The organism is Porphyromonas vaginalis, assembly GCF_958301595.1.
GTDB lineage: Bacteria > Bacteroidota > Bacteroidia > Bacteroidales > Porphyromonadaceae > Porphyromonas > Porphyromonas vaginalis.
Genome location: NZ_CATQJU010000001.1, coordinates 2,273,417 through 2,287,253, shown reverse-complemented (window position 1 = coordinate 2,287,253; position 13,837 = coordinate 2,273,417). Strand labels below are relative to the sequence as shown.

The window sequence follows — 13,837 nt, the reverse complement described above, 5'->3', positions numbered from 1 at the left end:
TGGCTAGGTAGGGGGTCAGACGATATTGCGAAAGCGCTCAGGGATTTCGACGATGAGACAGAGCCCCAGCATGGCGGGCTTATTCCACGCATAGGGAGGACGTATATAGGTCTGGAGTGTGCGAGCTAGGCGTGCGGTGGAGTCCCACGGACGAGCCTTATGGTTGGTCACCTGCTGGATGGTCTTCGACCGCTTGGCGATATGCTTGGTCCAGCCAGCCTCTCGTCGGTCTGGATCGGCAAAGCGCGCCTCGATACGCTTCATGTCGAAGTAGCCAAAGTGAAAGAGGTAGAGCTGCGGATCGATGGTAAAGTTGTGTCCCTTGATGCGATGAAAGCCTGATCCCCAGATGACTGGCTGTGCGATGACGCATGGCTTGGTGTATCGTGTCGATAGTCGCGCATAGTGACGCTGCTGGAGGAAGGGCAGATCCTCTCGAATGTCTCCCTCCTGCTCAAGATGCTGCCCCACATCGACGCCCAGTCCCGAGACACTGACACCTATAGGACGCTGGCTTAGGTACTCCTTGAGTCCCATCCCAACGAGCGGGTCGACGACGAGTATCTCGTCGGCATCGACTCCGATGACGAGATCGTAGCCTCCTGTGGTGAGTAGCTCCTTAGCACGCTCAGAGAGGAAGGCTAGTCGCTCCTTTTCGGCAGAGACTACCTGCCCCTGGATCTTATCTACCGCCACGACCGTAGCTTGAGGACACCAATCGGGTAGGGGCTGATCCTTGCCATCTAGATAGATGTAGAGATGCTCCTCACCGAGCTCTCGGCCGTAGTAGGCTGTCCACTTGCGCAGATAGAAGTCATCATTGCGCACCATGGTCAGGGCTGCGACACGCTTGGTCTTCATAGCTAGGTGCTAGGCGTCAATGTTGGCGTAGGTAGCGTTCTCCTCGATGAACTCGCGTCGTGGCTCGACATCTTCGCTCATGAGCATGGAGAAGACCGAGTCGGCGCTCGCGAGGTTGTCTATGGTCACCTGGCGTAGGGTACGCGTCTGCGGATTCATCGTCGTGTCCCAGAGCTGTACGTCGTTCATCTCACCGAGACCTTTGTATCGCTGTATCTTGATGCGGTTCTCCTGTCCCTGACCATACTTAGTGACGAAGTCAGCCTTCTGCTCGTCTGTCCAGCAGTACTCTTCGATGCGGTCTTTCTTGCAGAGGTAGAGGGGTGGATTGGCAATGTAGACGTAGCCGTTCTCAATGAGCGGACGCATATTGCGGAAGAAGAAGGTGAGGATCAGCGTCGCAATGTGCGCACCATCGACATCGGCATCGGTCATGATGATGATCTTGTGGTAGCGAAGCTTGGAGAGGTTGAGCGCCTTGGAGTCTTCCTCTGTGCCGACCGTCACGCCAAGGGCTGTGTAGATGTTCTTGATCTCCGCATTGTCTAGGATGCGGTGCTGCATAGCCTTCTCCACGTTGAGGATCTTACCACGCAAGGGGAGGATCGCCTGATACTTGCTGTCGCGTCCCTGCTTGGCAGTACCACCTGCGGAGTCTCCCTCCACGATGAATAGCTCGCATTCGCTAGGATCTTTACTCGAGCAGTCAGCGAGCTTGCCAGGTAGCCCACCGCCTGTGAGGGGCGACTTACGCTGTACCAACTCACGAGCTCGGCGTGCTGCGTGACGTGCTTGGGCTGCTAGGATGACCTTGTCAACGATGAGCTTAGCCTCTGTGGGGTGCTCCTCGAGGTAGATCTCTAGAGCCTCGCTGACGGCTGCATCGACGACACCAACGATCTCGCTGTTTCCGAGCTTCGTCTTCGTCTGTCCCTCAAATTGTGGCTCAGCGACCTTGACACTGACGATAGCGGTCAAGCCCTCACGGAAGTCATCGCCCGAGATCTCCTCCTTGATTTTGTCGAGGAGGTGCGAGTCGGTCGCATACTTCTTGAGCGTGCGGGTCAGTCCACGGCGGAAGCCTGTCAAGTGCGTACCGCCCTCGATGGTGTGAATGTCATTGACGTAGGTGTAGACGTTCTCCTGATAAGAAGTGTTGTAGGTCAGCGCCACCTCGACGGGTACGCCCTGCTTCTCTGTCGTATGATGGATGACGTCATGGATGAGCGACTCCTTAGCACCATCTACGTAGCGAACGAACTCGCTCAGTCCATTCTCCGAGTAGAAGACCCAAGACTTAGTCTGTCCCTCCTCATCGTGCACTCTGTGGTCAATGAGCTTAAGGTGCAGACCCGCATTTAGATAGGATAGCTCACGCAGACGGTGTGAGAGCGTGTCACTACTATATACTGTCTCACGAAAGATCGTGTCGTCAGGCTTGAAGGTGATACGCGTACCTGTATCATCGGCTTTACCAACCACCTCAACGCCCGTCAGAGGCTTACCACGGCTGTACTCCTGACGATAGATCTTACCGTCACGATGTACCTCGGCAATGAGTGACTCGGAGAGCGCATTAACGCAGGAGACACCCACACCGTGGAGACCTCCTGACACCTTGTAAGAACCTTTGTCAAACTTACCACCAGCGTGCAGTACCGTCATGACCACCTCGAGGGCACTCTTGCCCTCCTTGGCGTGCATATCGACAGGGATACCACGACCATTGTCGGTCACTTGGATTGAGTTGTCTGGTAGGATCTCCACCAGTACCTCGGTACAGTAACCTGCCAGAGCCTCATCGATAGAGTTGTCGACCACCTCGTAGACAAGGTGGTGGAGTCCCTTCTCGCTGATGTCTCCGATATACATGGCGGGACGCTTGCGCACCGCCTCTAGTCCTTCGAGTACCTGTATGCTACTGGCTGAGTAAGCACCTTTATCCTGAGGTGTAGTCATTATGTCTTTCTCTTGTTCGCTCATTGTAATTGACTTATCGTCAGTGGTAGTGAAAAGGGCTATCTGATGAACCAGCTTCTCATCCCACTATATGTCTTGAATAGCACAAAGATACAGAAAATGCGAGTATAAACTCTCATTCTTTACGCTAAAACTTTTTACCGGCACTGTTTTTGTCTCATTTTACAGTGTCTGTAAGGCACTCTCAAAGAGGAAAGTTCGACGAGAGCATCTCGTCACCCTTTGCGGCTACGCACGAAGAGCCACTCCTCGGAGGTAGCTTCATCAACGACCGCTAGTTTCACAGCCTCTAAGGCTTGGTAGATAGCCGTGCGGTCGGAGAGGAGGAAGCCACTGAGCCAGACCTCGCCGCCTGATAGTACAGCCGCTACGTAGTGGGGCAGATCCTCTAGGATGATGTTGCGGTGTATATTGGCAAAGAGCAGATCCGCCTTGCTGGGGTAGGCGGAGAGTTGCGCAGCGTCACCATGCAGTACGCTGATCCGCTCCGAGGATGCGAAGCCGTTGAGCTGGAGGTTGTGTAGCGTATTGGTCACGCACTCAGACGAGATGTCTATCGCTACGAGCGAGCCAGCACCGAGTAGCAGAGCTGCTATGCCGAGGATGCCCGTACCGCACCCCATGTCGATCACCTGAGCGCCTGTCACATCGTAATCGAGTAGATGCTCCAGGATCATCCGTGTCGTGTGGTGCTCGCCCGAGCCAAACGAATTGTACGCCTCGATGAGCAGTTGTAGTTCATGCGTTTGTGAGCTTGGTGCCAGCTCAGGCGTGGTGACCAGCATGCGCCCCCGTAGAGATATCGGCTCAAAGGTCGTACTGCGCCACGCTGCTAGCCAGTCACCTGAGGAGGCTACTGACTGGCGATAGTGCCACTCTATATTATATAGTGTCAAGACGCCCGCATCCGTGGCAAGTTGTGTGGCAACGTCGTGGCTCTCCTGCCAAGCGTCATCGGATATGTAGGCGTTAAGCAGCCCCTTGCCTGGCTCCTCCTGAAAGCTTTCGAAGCCCCAGTCGGCTAACGTCTGAGCGAGTAGAGGCATCGCCCATTCCGTCTCTCCGAGTTGCTCTGTAGTAAAGGTGTAGTGGTGGTACATAGCGTTATTAAGCGGCTAAGCTCGTTGGGGTTAGTTTGTTTCTCTTGATGAGTAGTACGATGATGGCGGTGATACCCTTGCCGATCGATGAGAGGGAGATAGCCCACCAGACGGCAGGTAGTCCCCATCCTAGGTAGATCAGTAGGAGTGCTAGCGGTATGCGTAGCAGATTGCCCACGATGCTGATTATGGCTGGCGTTTTGCTTCGTCCTACACCGTAAAATAGCCCCTGCGTCGTAATCTCCGCCATGATAAAGAGCTGGGAGAAGCTGGCGATGTAAAGGTATCGTCCGCCCTCAATATAGGTCTCAGGATCTGGCACAATCAGCGCAAAAAAGGCTTCGCCCAGGAAGAGGAAGAGTAGCGTCCCGAAGAGACCTATCGATAGCGTCATGAGGATCGTCGTCTTGTAGCCACGCCATACTCGGTCAAACTGACGTGCCGCATAGTTGTGCCCCACGAAGGTCGCTAGGGCAGTGCAAAAGCCTTGGCACGCATTCCACGTCACGCCCTCTAGCTGTCCGCCCGTCGTCATGACCGCCACACCGATAGCACCACCCTGCTCAGAGGCTAAGCGACCCATAAATATGCTGATCAGCGCAAAGAGAGAGTTGAGCAGCACCACCGGTACGCCGATAGCGAAGATGCGTCGGCTCTGCTCTCCCGCGAGCTTGGTCACGATAGAGCTCCCGTCAAGTATCTTGTCTCGGTGCTGCATGCGATAGTAGAGGATAGAGCAGACGGCCAGCTGAGAGAGGAGTGTGGCGAGGGCTGCTCCGATGACTCCTAGATGACAGACGAAGATGAGTAGCGGGTCGAGGATCATGTTGAAGAGTAACCCCAGCGAATTGATCTTGAATGGGGTCATGCTCCGTCCATGCGCATTGTAAATGCCACTCATGGCGAGCGTCAGGAAGTAGCCTGGCAAGCCAATCAACACGATGCGCAGGTAGTTCAGTGCCATCTGGTGCACATCTGTCTCTAGATTGTAGACGCCCACGATGGGAGAGCCAAAGAATAGGTAGACGAGTGCCAGGAGAGTCCCGACGATGAGCGCCCAGGTGGTACAGTGGCGGGCGAATTTGATCGCCAAAGGTTTATCGCGCGCTCCGAGGCTCTGCGAGACGCATACCTCGGCACTGATCTTGGTGAGCTGAGCGATCGAGGTGGCAATCCATAGGAGCACCCCGATGACGCCGACGGCGGCCACCTCACGACTGCCGAGACGTCCGAGCCACGCCATGTCGGTGAAGTTGTACGCCATCTGGACAAACGAGGTGGCGACGATCGGAGCCGCCAGTCGCAGCAACTGCTTACGGATCGGTCCTTGAGTGAAGTTGATAGTATCTGTTTGGGTCACGTCTGCCTTCTTGTGAGGGGTGTCGTCTAGAGCGACTATCCCATTTACAAACTCGGTGCAAAGGTATCAAAAAAGGGGGCAGCACGAGCCTCTCTTCCTCATAATCCCTTCCTCATAATAAAAGGTAATCTCCACGTGAAAGGAGATTATTGCTGTCCGGTAGAAGGTTTTGGGAGGCTCAAGTAGGTTCCCCTGCAGAAATGAGCTAACTATCAGTACCACTTGGGTGAAACAAAAGTTTCATACCGCGTGGCACAAAAGTTTCATACGAAGGAAACTATAGATTGGTCGAAGTCGAGTATTCATACCGCGATAGAAAGGAATAAAACTTCGGAAGATTCGAATCAACCTTCGGAGGAGTCTTCTCTCGCCCACGTGGGGACTTCACATTCTCCACGTGGCTACTTGGGAGTAGTTCCTGGAAAGAGTTGCTCCTTTGTTAGACTTTTCTTCTTATGGCAGGGCGGAGGGGGTGGGGCTATGAGCTTTTTCGCTAACTTTGCTGACGTATGAACGGAGATCCATTTGATATACGCGAGGAGCGTACGCCCCCGCAGAGTTTGTCTGACCTGCAGCAGGAGGAGCAGTTGCGCCCCTCCTACTTCGACAGTTTCCGAGGTCAGGGACATGTTGTGGACAATCTGAAGGTCTTCGTCGAGGCGGCTCGTCGCCGTGACGAAGCACTCGACCACGTCCTCCTCTATGGTCCTCCAGGACTGGGCAAGACGACCCTCTCGCACATCATCTCGCACGAGCTAGGGGTCGGCATGAAGATTACTTCGGGGCCTGTCTTGGAGAAGGCGGGAGACTTAGCGGGATTGCTCACTTCGTTAGAGCCTCGTGACGTGCTTTTTATCGATGAGATCCATCGCTTGAGCCATACTGTGGAGGAGTATCTCTACTCGGCTATGGAGGACTTTCGGATTGATCTGATGATCGACAAAGGGCCAGGAGCGCGCTCCATACAGATAGACCTCAACCCCTTTACACTAGTGGGGGCGACCACGCGTAGCGGTCTGCTGACGGCTCCGCTGCGGGACCGCTTTGGCATCAACCTACATCTAGAGTACTACGACGTGGATACGCTCACGGACATCGTACTGCGCTCAGCTCGCATACTAGAGGTGCCGTGCGAGGAGGAGGCCGCTCGGGGTATCGCGCTGCGTAGTCGTGGCACGCCTCGTATCGCCAATGCGCTCCTGAAGCGGGTGCGAGACTTTGCACAGGTCAAGGGCAACGGGGTGATCGATAGCAATATTACGACGGTGGCACTCGAAGCGCTGCACATAGATAAGCATGGACTGGATCATACGGATCACAAGCTGCTGAAGACCATCATCGACAAGTTTGACGGAGGACCCGTCGGGCTAACCACCATAGCCACGGCGATGGGCGAGGACCCTGGTACGATCGAGGATGTGTATGAGCCGTTTCTCATTCAGGAGGGCTTCATACAGCGTACCCGTACAGGACGGCAGGCAACACGCTTGGCGTATGCTCACTTGGGGCGTACCTATCGACAGGATTTGCCTCCAGAGGTATCGCTCTTTGACTAACTAAAAGCCTTTTCCCCCTGCGCCATGTCTTCACTAGAGATGCAAGCCTCAGAGTTAGTAGCCAAGCGGTACACGCTGACCGAGCTACTGAGCTCGTTGCAGCGCTGCATTGATCGTTATTACAATCGGCTCTACTACGTGACGGGTGAGGTGAGTGGCTACCGTGGACGCAGCCAGCGGGGGCATTGCTACTTTAACCTAATAGATAAGACGTCGGACCCGCTGCACCCAGAGTTGGGTGGGGGAGAGCTATCGGCGCAGATTTCGGCTGTGATCTGGTCTAGCCGCTACAATCAGATCGCTCAGCACTTCCAGCAGGTGACGGGGCAGCCGCTCACGGACGGGATCAAGATATTGGCACTCGTGGAGCTCAAGTATGATCCACGCTATGGGCTGCAACTAGACATACAGGACATCGATCCGAGCTACACACTGGGCGAGGTGGCACGACAGCGACGTGAGACGCTCCAGCTCCTAGAGCGTATGGGGCTGATGGAGCGCAACAAGCAGCACCCGATGCCGAGACCTTTGCGACGCATCGCTATCATCTCCTCGCCGACGGCTGCTGGTTACCAAGACTTCACGAGACATCTGGAGGAGAGTGCGGTGGCTCCTTTTATAGAGAAAGCGCTCTTTCGAGCCACGATGCAGGGCAAAAGTGCGCCGCAGTCTATCGTTGCAGCACTCGAAAGGGTGCGCCAGCACGAGATGCTCTTTGACCTTGTGGTCATCATACGAGGCGGGGGAGCTACGGCTGATTTGGGCACCTTCGATGACTTCGGAGTAGCTCGTGCGGTGGCGGAGTTTTCCCTCCCTGTGTGGAGCGGCATTGGGCACGATCGGGACGAGAGCGTCGTGGACTTAGTTTCGCACAGAGCCTTCAAAACCCCTACGGCAGTGGCTACCGCTGTGATCGATGCTTGGTGCGCAGAGTACACGCTCCTCGAGGAGGCGCATCAGCGACTGGAGCGATCTTGGCTGGAGGCGAGACAGACGGCGCAGACGGGGCTGGAACGCTTGGCTCAGCTACTCCGCCAGACGACGCTAGAGCAGCTACACCGTGAGGAGCGCCAGATGCTATTGTTACGCGAGCAACTCTCCGTCTCTCCTCGTACGCTACTGCACAATCAGCATATGCTACTGGAGTCACAACGAGAGCGCTTGGCTGGCGCTGCGCGTTATCTGCCGAAGAGCTATCGGCACGAGTGGGATACGCTCTTGAGTCTCTTTAGGCATCGCTATGCGAGTTACCTCACGGCTCAGCTCAACGAGTGGCAAGCTAGACAGCAGAGCCTGCAGGAGCAGCGCAAGATTACGACCACACAGCGCACGCAGATAGAGCATCTAGCGCAGATCATCCGAGCGATGGACCCGCAGACGGTCCTGCAGCGTGGCTACGCTATCGTGCACCACAAGGGCGACCTGGTCAAAAGCCCCTCGCAGCTTCGTGAGGGCGACGACATAGAGCTTCGCCTAGCTGAGGGTACGCTCTCGGCTACGCTAAGTCAGTTGAAAGAACTATAACAAAGCATTTTTCAGATCATGAGAAAGACCTTTAATTATACACTTTACGGTGCATTACTTCTGCTCCTCGTGGGGAGCCTGTCGGCTTGCCGTGCCAAGCAGCAGGCACAACCGAGTGGCGTGTCGACGCTTGCTGTCGTAGGACTCAATGATATCCATGCCAACATCGATCAGTTGCCCCGCATCGCCTTTATGGTCGATAGTATGCGGGCGATCTATCCCAACCTGCTCCTGCTAGCTGCGGGAGACTTACAGACGGGCAACCCGATCAATGACAACTTCCAGCCGAAGGGGCTACCGATCATCGAGCTGATGAATGAGATGCACTTTGACGCTTCGGCTTTGGGAAATCATGAGTTTGACCTGGGGCAGCACGGACTGGGCGACATTTCGCATCGTGCGAAGTTCCCCTTCCTCTCGGCCAATGTCTTTCCCTCGCCCTCCTATGGCATTGCCCTGAAGCCCTACAAGATCTTCACGATGCCTGACGGCACGCGGGTCTCTGTCGTGGGGCTACTTCAGCTGGGCGAGTTGGGCATTCCCGATTCGCACCCGAAGAATGTACGGGGCGTAGCTTTCACCCAGCCACTCGAGGAGATTAAGAACTACCGCTACTTGGCGGGTTGCTCGGATCTGCAGATAGCTGTGACGCATATTGGCGTGCAGGAGGATACGATACTGGCGAGGGTGGCTCCCTACCTAGATCTCATCGTGGGCGGACACTCGCATACGCTCATTGATCACCCGAACAATCTGCACTCGTCCGTTCCCATCGTGCAGTCTGGCTACAAGGCGCACCACATCTCCCTCGCATTGATACGACATAGAGGTGGGCAGGTGCTCTCACACCAAGAGATGCTCCTCCCAGCCGACCCGCACGCTGGTGGGGTCAATGAGAAGATGCAGCGCATGGTGGAGGGCTACAATGCTAATCCGCTTTTTGCCGAAGTGGTGACGACTAATCCGCACCCGATCCAAGACAAATACACGCTGGGCGCTATCTTTGCCGATGCGCAGCGCTGGTATAGCCATGCGGACTTTGCGATGCAAAACCCAGGTGGCGTACGCATCGGTGAATTGCCACAGGGCAATATTACGCTCAAAGACATCCTTCGTCTAGACCCCTTTGGCAATGAGCTGACCGTGCTCACGATGACGGGACGACAGCTCAAAGACTTTTTCATCCACGCCTGGACGACCGATAGCAATGCGCCAGCTCACACGTCGGGGCTACGGGTGGACTACCAGCTTGACGACACGGGCGTACTGCTCGACTGCACCGTCTATCCCGCTGGTAGCGACACACCGATCGATCCAGACAAACTCTACACGCTAGCCACGAGCTCTTACGTGCAGGCCGCCTACACCTATCATACTTCGGCTCCTGACAAGAACCAAGGCATCACGACTGCCGAGGTGATCGTCCAGTACCTCAAGTCACTTCCCGAGATGCCCCAGGTGGACTACAAGAGTCGCTACAACATCCGCGTGACCCGCTGAGAAAACACTCATCAGCCCCCATGCCTTTACTGGCAAAACAAGAGGAGACTCAACCGCTTCGAGTTGCGATTGAGTCTCCTTTTTCTAGATTTCGTCCAAAGTAGACGAATGCGCATAAGCCCTACTTTGGCAAGTCAAGCGGTGGCTGTCCGACGGCTTGGCGTAGCGTGTTAACCAGTAGTGCTAAGTCCACACCACCCATCTGAGCTGCGAGTCTGAGCGGAGTACGAGGTGCTACAGTCTTGCGCAGTATCGGATTAGTCAGATTCCTATATCGATCCGAGAGCGATACAAGCGTATCGATGAGCTCTGGGTAGCGGTCCAGCATCGCCCCCACTTTGGTCTCAGGGGTGATGAGTAGAGGTGTCGTATCAGTCATAATTCAGAAGAGTCCTAGAGCCTTCTAGTTGCCGTAGCTCAGTAATATCCTGAGAGCACTCGACGACCCCTAGATAGTTACCCTCGGGGTCACGCACAGCCGTGTACTCTATATAGATAAATCGCCCACGGAAGTTGCCAATCCAAAACTTAGCACAGCTCTGGCGACCACTCTTGAAGTCCGCAAGGATAGTCTCTACGACATGGACACTTTCGGGCGGATGACACATACGCACATCTCTACCGATGATGGATCTATTGCGAGCGAAGACACGCTTGGGGCTGTGAGAGTAGAAGCGCACCTTATCGTCCTTGTCCACAAAGGTGATGTCTATCGGGAGGTGGATGAGTAGAGCCTCTAGCTCCGCTACACTAAAGGCACCAGTGGACAGCCGTATAGCATCATGGCTCTCGTACTGAAAGTGCAGGTTGTCCGCCTCCACGTCTGGTTTCCATACAGTCTGTGGGTCATATAGACAGTATCCAAACTCAGGGGTCTCCTGATAAATGTGATACCACTCAGCCTTCGACAGTAGGTCCAGTGTCATGGGGAAGAGGATCATCTCCTCTTTGGTGATCATACTGTCCAGCATCTCCACTGCGGGGTCAAAGGTCTCCACGATGTGAGCTCTCAGAGATGCCATATCTGAAGTCTCCCCAGAGAGTACTGCTATGGCACTCTTGAGTAGCTTCCTAATCTCATCGTGCTTGCCCCACATGACTACAGGAGGTCCAGTCACTCCATGCTGCTCTAAGTACGGGAAGAGGAGGTACTCCTTGCGCAGATAGTGCTTGTCTACATCCATCAGTCGGTTGAAGATAGATCTCAGACTTAGCAAGAGCTCTGAGAGAGGACGCTCGCAGTGCTCCTCTTTGACCTCCTTTGCCAAAGCATAGTACTCGGAGATTACTTCTCCTAGGGCTACATTCTCAGCTCTAAAGGTGTCTATGGGATGCCCCGCCGGCACCTCTTTAGCCCCACTCACATCTATAGCTCCCTCTAGGATCTCTGAGTGGTGGTCGCAAAAGAGCTGTATCTCATCTGTCGATAGTAGTCCCTGAGCTATCAGCTCCTCCTCGACAGCGACGACCTCTTGGTAAGGGATAGCGTGGAGGAGTGTGGAGAGTTGCCGCTTTAGAGCTTCGGGCTGCTCTCCTTGATGTAAGCGCAGGAGTATCTCCTTGAGCATCGCCTTGCGCTCATCAGCAGTGTTATGTAAGAATTCGCTCATATTTCACGGTTGTTTAAAGTGAATTTATATCAGTCTAATCAAGACTTGCTGGCCACCCCCTTAGGGCTAACCAATCGCCAGCAAATATACATATTTTGGTCAGATTATAGGACAGATATTCCCCGTAGATTCAATCAGCAAATGCGGGAGTGGTGCACAATCTAGAATGAATGCGTCAATGCTACTATCAAGGAAATCAAGCAATTCATCGGTGGAGATTGGAATCAGCGGAGATGCAAGAGTCACTATGGAGTGCGATTATAGCACCGTATTATGATGACTTATTCGTACATTTGCCTTCAACCACGAGTGAATGAATTCTCACCTTAAAGGCGACAATACATAATGAATGAATTGAGATACAAGCGAATCTATCAAACACCAGTTGAAGCAGATGGTTTTCGTGTTCTTGTGGACAAACTATGGCCACGAGGAATGAAAAAGGAAAAAGCTAAAATTGATTTATGGGCTAAGGAGATCGCACCATCAGATGGACTTCGAAAATGGTTTTCCCATACTCCTGAAAGATATGATGAGTTCAAACAGAGATACAGACAGGAATTGTCCGAGAACTCAGCGTCACAGGAGTTTAAAGATTTGTGCGTGCAGAAGTTGCAAGATCATAACGTGACCCTGCTGTATGGCGCAAAAAACGAGAAATGTAATCATGCTGTTGTTTTGAAAGAATGGTTGGCAGAACAGATGCATCCTTAGTTGAATCTACGTAATGCGCCAATTCTGGCTATGTCCCCTTACTTTCGTATATTTGCCCACGCAAATTAGATATTCCCTAACTCATAAATAACTATCACGATGAGCAACAAGTACTACGGGAACTTGATCCCCAATACATTCTTTACGACAAAAGGAAGCGGTGAGTCTGACCTTGAGAAGCATGCTGGCTCTTACCACATGGCACTCTACGATGCGGGCATCGCTGACTATAATATAATGGTCTACTCCTCCGTCCTACCCGCTACGGCTCGACTTGTATCGCCCGATGAGGTGGATATGCCGCCTTTTGGCTCAGAGCTCAAGACGATTATGTCTGTCTCGCACGGTATCCAAGATGAGTTCGTCAGCGCCGGTGTCGTCTACGCCTGGATGTACAAGGATGAGAACTTCGACGAGAAGGCTGGTGGCCTCGTCTGCGAGGTGAGCGGTCGCTACCGTATCGAGGAGCTAGAGTCGCGTCTGATACGTGTCATCAACGATCTGCACCAGAACACATACAGTCAGTACTACCTCGGTGAGCTCAACTTCATCACGGAGGGTATCACGGTGACCAAGCGCTACGGTACGGCACTAGCAGGGCTTTGCTTCGTAGACTTCGTGCTTCCTGAGTCTCCTATGAAGGATGAGGATTAATCGAAACGATATAGAGAAATAGTCTTATGAAACTAGGTATTTGCTCAGACCACGCCGGCTATCAGCTCAAAGAGCAGGTCAAAGAGTGGCTCGCCGCCATGCAGATCGAGTGTGTCGACTACGGTACTCATTCGGAGGAGCGCTGTGACTATCCAGACTATGCGCATCAGCTTGCTTTTGCGGTACAGATGGGTACGGTAGATCGTGGTATTGCTATCTGCGGTACGGGCAATGGCATGGCTATGACGCTTAATAAGTATAACGTCATCCGTGCAGGGCTCGCTTGGAACGAGGATATTGCTAAGCTCATCCGGGCGCACAATGATGCTAATGTGCTGGTCATGCCGGCACGCTTCATAGAGACTGCGGAGGCTGAGCGCTGTCTGCATGCGTTCCTTGACACCCCCTTTGAGGGCGGTCGTCACAAGGAGCGTATCGACAAGATGGTGCTACCCACCTGCTAGTGCCTTTTGAAGCTGAGCTATGGAGGCTCTAGAGATCTTTTTTCTATCCATAGCGATAGGACTGATCGTGCATCTGCTCGTCCGCTGGTCGGAGCGACAGAAGTCTCGTGGCGCGAACGACGCTTCACAGCAAAGCTCGCAGACGACTGAGGAGTCAGCTCTAGGCTCTGCCCTCGGCGAGGTGGAGCGTGAACTGAGAAAGTCACTCTCTGACGAGTCCGAAACGAGTCGCTGTGCTGATGATGCGACCGCTTGTGCTAGCTGTACGGACTCTTGCTCCGAGGCTGAGAAAGCGATAAGACGCGCCCCTCGGATCGTCTACTACGACGACGAGGAGCTGGACGTCTTGGCGCACCGCCCTATAGAGAGCTACACCGATGCGGAGCTAGCGATGCTCCGCGAGGTGGCCGAGACGCTCCTCGAGACCGACTATAAGGGGTGGCTCAAGAGTCTCTCGATGCGTGGCATCTTGCTCCCGCCTGAGATCTTGCAGTTGGTCACACGGTAGGCGCAT

13 protein-coding genes are annotated in these 13,837 nt (G+C 54.0%); 7 read left to right on the top strand and 6 right to left on the bottom strand.

All coding sequences use genetic code 11. The features are described 5' to 3' along the window. Positions 1–15 precede the first annotated feature (15 nt). The 4 genes from Q2J34_RS08910 to Q2J34_RS08895 all read right to left on the bottom strand — a co-directional run bounded on the left by Q2J34_RS08910 (position 16) and on the right by Q2J34_RS08895 (position 5,301). Positions 16–861, bottom strand: a complete 846-nt coding sequence (locus Q2J34_RS08910) for a glycosyltransferase family 2 protein (RefSeq protein ID WP_298887227.1) — start codon at positions 859–861, stop codon at positions 16–18. Between the two features lie 9 nt (positions 862–870). Beyond that, positions 871–2,844 (bottom strand): DNA topoisomerase (ATP-hydrolyzing) subunit B, encoded by a 1,974-nt coding sequence (gene gyrB, locus Q2J34_RS08905; protein WP_298887230.1) that lies wholly within the window; start codon positions 2,842–2,844, stop codon positions 871–873. 212 nt (positions 2,845–3,056) lie between these two features. Next, positions 3,057–3,941: a 50S ribosomal protein L11 methyltransferase gene (gene prmA / locus Q2J34_RS08900; protein WP_298887235.1), complete on the bottom strand. Its 885-nt coding sequence runs from the start codon at positions 3,939–3,941 to the stop codon at positions 3,057–3,059. Positions 3,942–3,948: 7 nt separating this feature from the next. After that, positions 3,949–5,301: an MATE family efflux transporter gene (locus Q2J34_RS08895; protein ID WP_298887237.1), complete on the bottom strand. Its 1,353-nt coding sequence runs from the start codon at positions 5,299–5,301 to the stop codon at positions 3,949–3,951. 509 nt (positions 5,302–5,810) lie between these two features. Between Q2J34_RS08895 and ruvB the strand changes: the two genes are divergently transcribed. Genes ruvB through Q2J34_RS08880 form a run of 3 tightly spaced genes read left to right on the top strand, consistent with a single transcriptional unit; the run spans position 5,811 to position 9,881 of the window. Next, the gene (gene ruvB, locus Q2J34_RS08890) at positions 5,811–6,857 is read left to right on the top strand and encodes a Holliday junction branch migration DNA helicase RuvB (RefSeq protein ID WP_298887240.1); all 1,047 of its coding nucleotides are present in this window, start codon (positions 5,811–5,813) and stop codon (positions 6,855–6,857) included. 24 nt (positions 6,858–6,881) lie between these two features. Beyond that, positions 6,882–8,381 (top strand): exodeoxyribonuclease VII large subunit, encoded by a 1,500-nt coding sequence (gene xseA / locus Q2J34_RS08885; RefSeq protein WP_298887243.1) that lies wholly within the window; start codon positions 6,882–6,884, stop codon positions 8,379–8,381. 18 nt (positions 8,382–8,399) lie between these two features. Further along, on the top strand, positions 8,400–9,881 hold the full coding sequence (locus tag Q2J34_RS08880) for a bifunctional metallophosphatase/5'-nucleotidase (RefSeq protein ID WP_298887246.1): 1,482 nt from the start codon (positions 8,400–8,402) through the stop codon (positions 9,879–9,881). Positions 9,882–10,002: 121 nt separating this feature from the next. Here Q2J34_RS08880 and Q2J34_RS08875 read toward each other — a convergent pair whose 3' ends face one another. Then, the gene (locus tag Q2J34_RS08875; protein WP_298630554.1) at positions 10,003–10,260 is read right to left on the bottom strand and encodes a DUF1858 domain-containing protein; all 258 of its coding nucleotides are present in this window, start codon (positions 10,258–10,260) and stop codon (positions 10,003–10,005) included. Continuing rightward, complete coding sequence (locus Q2J34_RS08870; protein ID WP_300970026.1) at positions 10,253–11,491, bottom strand: DUF438 domain-containing protein; 1,239 nt, start codon at positions 11,489–11,491, stop codon at positions 10,253–10,255. The genes Q2J34_RS08875 and Q2J34_RS08870 overlap by 8 nt, the downstream gene beginning before the upstream one ends. Positions 11,492–11,836: 345 nt before the next feature. Between Q2J34_RS08870 and Q2J34_RS08865 the strand changes: the two genes are divergently transcribed. The 4 genes from Q2J34_RS08865 (at position 11,837) to Q2J34_RS08850 (ending at position 13,831) form a co-directional block, all read left to right on the top strand. Beyond that, entirely contained in the window at positions 11,837–12,205 is a 369-nt protein-coding gene (locus tag Q2J34_RS08865; protein ID WP_298887252.1) for a DUF488 domain-containing protein, read from the top strand. A gap of 99 nt (positions 12,206–12,304) precedes the next feature. Continuing rightward, on the top strand, positions 12,305–12,859 hold the full coding sequence (locus Q2J34_RS08860) for a pyruvoyl-dependent arginine decarboxylase (protein ID WP_004331580.1): 555 nt from the start codon (positions 12,305–12,307) through the stop codon (positions 12,857–12,859). A gap of 26 nt (positions 12,860–12,885) precedes the next feature. Continuing rightward, positions 12,886–13,323: a ribose 5-phosphate isomerase B gene (rpiB, locus tag Q2J34_RS08855; RefSeq protein ID WP_298887255.1), complete on the top strand. Its 438-nt coding sequence runs from the start codon at positions 12,886–12,888 to the stop codon at positions 13,321–13,323. A gap of 19 nt (positions 13,324–13,342) precedes the next feature. Then, entirely contained in the window at positions 13,343–13,831 is a 489-nt protein-coding gene (locus tag Q2J34_RS08850) for a hypothetical protein (RefSeq protein ID WP_298887258.1), read from the top strand. Positions 13,832–13,837 lie beyond the last annotated feature (6 nt).

Bases quoted from the DNA above. Each gene is read 5' to 3' on its own strand.
- Q2J34_RS08870 (WP_300970026.1), bottom strand. From the start codon at position 11,491: ATGAGCGAATTCTTACATAACACTGCTGATGAGCGCAAGGCGATGCTC.
- Q2J34_RS08850 (WP_298887258.1), top strand. From the start codon at position 13,343: ATGGAGGCTCTAGAGATCTTTTTTCTATCCATAGCGATAGGACTGATC.
- rpiB (WP_298887255.1), top strand. From the start codon at position 12,886: ATGAAACTAGGTATTTGCTCAGACCACGCCGGCTATCAGCTCAAAGAG.
- xseA (WP_298887243.1), top strand. From the start codon at position 6,882: ATGTCTTCACTAGAGATGCAAGCCTCAGAGTTAGTAGCCAAGCGGTAC.
- ruvB (WP_298887240.1), top strand. From the start codon at position 5,811: ATGAACGGAGATCCATTTGATATACGCGAGGAGCGTACGCCCCCGCAG.
- Q2J34_RS08875 (WP_298630554.1), bottom strand. From the start codon at position 10,260: ATGACTGATACGACACCTCTACTCATCACCCCTGAGACCAAAGTGGGG.
- prmA (WP_298887235.1), bottom strand. From the start codon at position 3,941: ATGTACCACCACTACACCTTTACTACAGAGCAACTCGGAGAGACGGAA.
- Q2J34_RS08860 (WP_004331580.1), top strand. From the start codon at position 12,305: ATGAGCAACAAGTACTACGGGAACTTGATCCCCAATACATTCTTTACG.
- gyrB (WP_298887230.1), bottom strand. From the start codon at position 2,844: ATGAGCGAACAAGAGAAAGACATAATGACTACACCTCAGGATAAAGGT.
- Q2J34_RS08880 (WP_298887246.1), top strand. From the start codon at position 8,400: ATGAGAAAGACCTTTAATTATACACTTTACGGTGCATTACTTCTGCTC.
- Q2J34_RS08865 (WP_298887252.1), top strand. From the start codon at position 11,837: ATGAATGAATTGAGATACAAGCGAATCTATCAAACACCAGTTGAAGCA.
- Q2J34_RS08910 (WP_298887227.1), bottom strand. From the start codon at position 861: ATGAAGACCAAGCGTGTCGCAGCCCTGACCATGGTGCGCAATGATGAC.